The sequence below is a fragment of the Deltaproteobacteria bacterium genome (assembly GCA_011773515.1).
GTDB lineage: Bacteria > Desulfobacterota > Deferrimicrobia > J040 > J040 > WVXK01.
In genome coordinates this window covers 13,662-16,840 of record WVXK01000058.1, presented here as the reverse complement: position 1 = coordinate 16,840, position 3,179 = coordinate 13,662, and the positions used below count along the sequence as shown (strand labels likewise).

The window sequence follows — 3,179 nt, the reverse complement described above, 5'->3', positions numbered from 1 at the left end:
CCGAGGAAGGATTCCCTGCTCGTGAAAGCGCAGTCGTCGGTGTTTCTCAGGGTGGCCCCCACCAGGCGGTGGTCGGAACTCTTGAAGAAGGACGCGATGGCGGCGGCAGGGTCCTCGGCAAAGCACAGGTCGAGGACCTCCACGTCGTGGCCTCCACCTCTCAGTGACTCGGCCACGTACTCGAGGCCGATGGGAGCGATGGGAGGTTTCATCCGGTTGGTATTTACCAGTGCGACTTTCAATTGACCCTTTCAAGGGAGTGTCATGCGGCTCCAGCGGCGTCCCCGTGGGCTTTTCCTGCCCGGCCGCGGCCGACCTACTTTACCCCCTTCTTGATCTTCTTCACCGTCGCCTCAAAGTAATAGGAGCAACCGCCTTTTACCACATCGGGCTTGATTCCCAGCGAGGCGATGGCTTTTTTCACGTCCCCCGGCTTCACGCCGAGCTCCTTTGCCACCTTTCCTGCAGTGTAGAGGGTCTCCTTTGCGCTTTTTGCTGTCATGTTTTCGGCTCCTCGTAAGCTCTGATTTTACCACACAAATCGGAATGCGCCACCCGTAGCCTGGTTGCGGCACCTCTCCCCTCACCGGTCCTTCCCCCACACCTTGCTCAAAAACCGGTCCCTTCCGGACCCCTGCCGGTAGAGCCCGTACCTGATGGGGTTCTTCCGGTAGTAGCCCTGGTGATAGTCCTCGGCGGGGTGAAATGCCGAGGCGGGGGATATTTCCGTGACGATGGGACCGTCGAACCTTCCCGACTTTTTGATTCTTTCCTTCGACTCTTCCGCCTCCCGTCTCTGCTCCTCGCTGTGGTAAAAGATGGCGGTCCGGTACTGGGTGCCCACATCGGCAAACTGCCTGTTTTCTGCCGTGGGGTCTATGTTTCTCCAGAAGACGTCCAGGAGTTCCCCGTAGCTTACCTTTGCGGGATCGAAGGCAACCTCGACTGCCTCGGCGTGGCCCGTCGTTCCGGTTAAGACCTCCTCGTAGGCAGGGTCGGCCTTGTGGCCTCCCGTGTATCCCGATGTCGTAGACAGAACCCCCTCCAATGCATCAAAGGGGTGCTCCATGCACCAGAAGCAGCCACCCGCGAACGTCGCTTTTTCCACCTTTCCCTCTGTCGTGCCTTTCTTGCCTGTCATGAGAAACTCCCCGCTGACGGATTTTTGGCCCCGCACTTAACCGATAGGATAGTGCCGGCCACCTTGAGGATTCATGGTAAATCCCGGAAAGGCGACGCTCGGGGTTCGCGGAATATGCTCAGATTCCCGGGTCGATGTGGCGGGGATTTCTGCGCAAAGAGAGCGGTATCCTATTTCCTGACTTTCCAGCCGATGATCAGATCCCTTTCACAGCCCCCGCAGCGCGTTTCGAATGTCAGCTCGTGGCCCTCCGATTTTTTCCAGATGAAGTTTTTCACAGGGGTTTTCTCACCGCAATCGGGGCAGAGGATCAGAAGATCGCTCGATGTGAAATGATCTTCCCTGACAAGGTTTTCGAAGTTGCAGCCCGGACTTTCGCAGAGGCCGTAAATGCCGAAAAAGGTGTTTCCCTGGTCTTCGCAGATGGAGAGATTTTTCTCCTTTGATTCGATGAAATTGTTGCAGTGGGCTCCCATGCAGCGAATATAGAGCCTTCCCCCTTCATTTCCCATATCGTCTCACCCCTGGTTTTTTTCCCCGAACGAGGAACCCCTCCCGCTGCATTTGACGGAGGAAAGGACGCATCAGATTCTATACGAATCGGGCGTCTTCTTCAACGGGAAAGGGCGATACGGGGTGAGGGGATGCCGGACGGGATGTTACCTTTTGAGCCAGAAAAATCCCGCCCGGAACATGTCTGCGAAGGCTTTTCCGTACCTTCCCATGCGGTAGTTGGCTTTTGCCCTGCCGTAATAGGCAATTGCGTTTTCCGGGTCCCTTTCGAGGACCATGGAAAAATCGGCAAGGGCGAGGGCAAACTCTCTCTTTATACTGTAGGCATCTCCCCGGTGGAGGAGGGAATCGGTCAGTTCCGGGTTGATCTCGAGTGCCCGGTTGAAATCGGAGATTGCCCGGTCGAGTTCCCCCATGCGATAGAAGGCCAGGCCCCTGTCGAAATAGGCCAGCGCAAACCCCGAATCGATCTCGATGAGCTTGCTGTAGTCGGATACGGCCCGGTCATACTTTCCCGTGATGTAGTGAGCCCCACCCCGGTTCAGGTACGCATAGGCCAGGTCGGGGTTGAGCTCCAGAGCGCGGGAGAAATCGGGTATCGAGCGCTCGTACTTCTCCATGGCGTAGTAGGCGCTCCCCCGGTTCAGGTAGGCGTGGGCGAGATTCGGGTTCAGCTCGATCGCCCTGCTCAGGTCTGCTACCGCCTCCCGGTTCCTTTCCTTCTTGAAGTAGGCCGTCCCCCGGTTGTAGTAGGCGAGGGTGAGCTTCGGGTCGAGCTCTATCGACCTTCCGTAATCCGCGATCGCCCGGTCGAACTGGCCTTTCCTGTTGTAGGCGTGGCCCCGGTTCAGGTAGGCCTGCACGAAGCGCGGGTTCAGCTCGATCGCCCGCGTAAGGTTTGTGATCGCCCGGTCGTTCTGGTCCGTCCTTATGTACGCAGTTCCCCTGTTGTAATAGTCAACGGAGAGGGAGCGGCTGATCTCGGCGCCTCCAAATTTGCCCGGGCTCACGATCCCGAACTGCTTCTTCGCTGCGGGGGCCGTTTTGGGAACGGGGGACAGCAGGGCAATCGTGAGCAGTATAATGTATTTTTTTATTTTCTTTGACCTCCCCGGTAATTCCGGGGGCCTGCGAATTGGCCTCCCCCCGGTTGAAGCGTCAATATATTGAAGGAAACCGCAAGTTCCGTACCAATTATTTTATCTATATATATCAATGCTTTATGGGACAGCTTCTGTCCGGCAGGCGAAATTATTTCCACATATGGGAAGTAAATTCCCGCGGTGACACGGCGGGGGGTTGCGTACAGGTGCCGCTTTTTAGAGAGACGTATCCCGGTCAGAAAGGCAGGCCCCCTCGTAAATCATAAAAAAGAGGGGGCCGCTTCCCTGACCGATCGGGAGGAGATGTATGGCTGTTTGTTTGGACGCAGAAAAGCTCTCCCGTATTCACGTCCGATCGCCTGTTACCTTTTTGTCATGGGGTATGTCCGCCGATTGCCGAATTTTTCTGTTGCCCGGGGATG

5 protein-coding genes are annotated in these 3,179 nt (G+C 56.7%); all 5 read right to left on the bottom strand.

Going from position 1 to position 3,179, the window contains the following annotated elements; all coding sequences use genetic code 11:
* On the bottom strand, positions 1 to 242 hold a 242-nt coding region (locus GTN70_06585; protein NIO16653.1), incomplete at its 3' end, for a B12-binding domain-containing radical SAM protein.
* Positions 243 to 316: 74 nt separating this feature from the next.
* Entirely contained in the window at positions 317 to 502 is a 186-nt protein-coding gene (locus GTN70_06580; protein NIO16652.1) for a hypothetical protein, read from the bottom strand.
* A gap of 81 nt (positions 503 to 583) precedes the next feature.
* Positions 584 to 1,141, bottom strand: coding sequence for a peptide-methionine (S)-S-oxide reductase MsrA (msrA, locus tag GTN70_06575; protein NIO16651.1), 558 nt, complete (start codon positions 1,139 to 1,141; stop codon positions 584 to 586).
* A gap of 170 nt (positions 1,142 to 1,311) precedes the next feature.
* Positions 1,312 to 1,653: a hypothetical protein gene (locus GTN70_06570; GenBank protein NIO16650.1), complete on the bottom strand. Its 342-nt coding sequence runs from the start codon at positions 1,651 to 1,653 to the stop codon at positions 1,312 to 1,314.
* A 147-nt stretch (positions 1,654 to 1,800) separates the two neighbouring features.
* The gene (locus tag GTN70_06565; protein ID NIO16649.1) at positions 1,801 to 2,664 is read right to left on the bottom strand and encodes a tetratricopeptide repeat protein; all 864 of its coding nucleotides are present in this window, start codon (positions 2,662 to 2,664) and stop codon (positions 1,801 to 1,803) included.
* Positions 2,665 to 3,179 lie beyond the last annotated feature (515 nt).

Coding starts and splice junctions, on each gene's coding strand:
- GTN70_06580 (NIO16652.1), bottom strand. CDS start 502: ATGACAGCAAAAAGCGCAAAGGAGACCCTCTACACTGCAGGAAAGGTG.
- msrA (NIO16651.1), bottom strand. CDS start 1,141: ATGACAGGCAAGAAAGGCACGACAGAGGGAAAGGTGGAAAAAGCGACG.
- GTN70_06570 (NIO16650.1), bottom strand. CDS start 1,653: ATGGGAAATGAAGGGGGAAGGCTCTATATTCGCTGCATGGGAGCCCAC.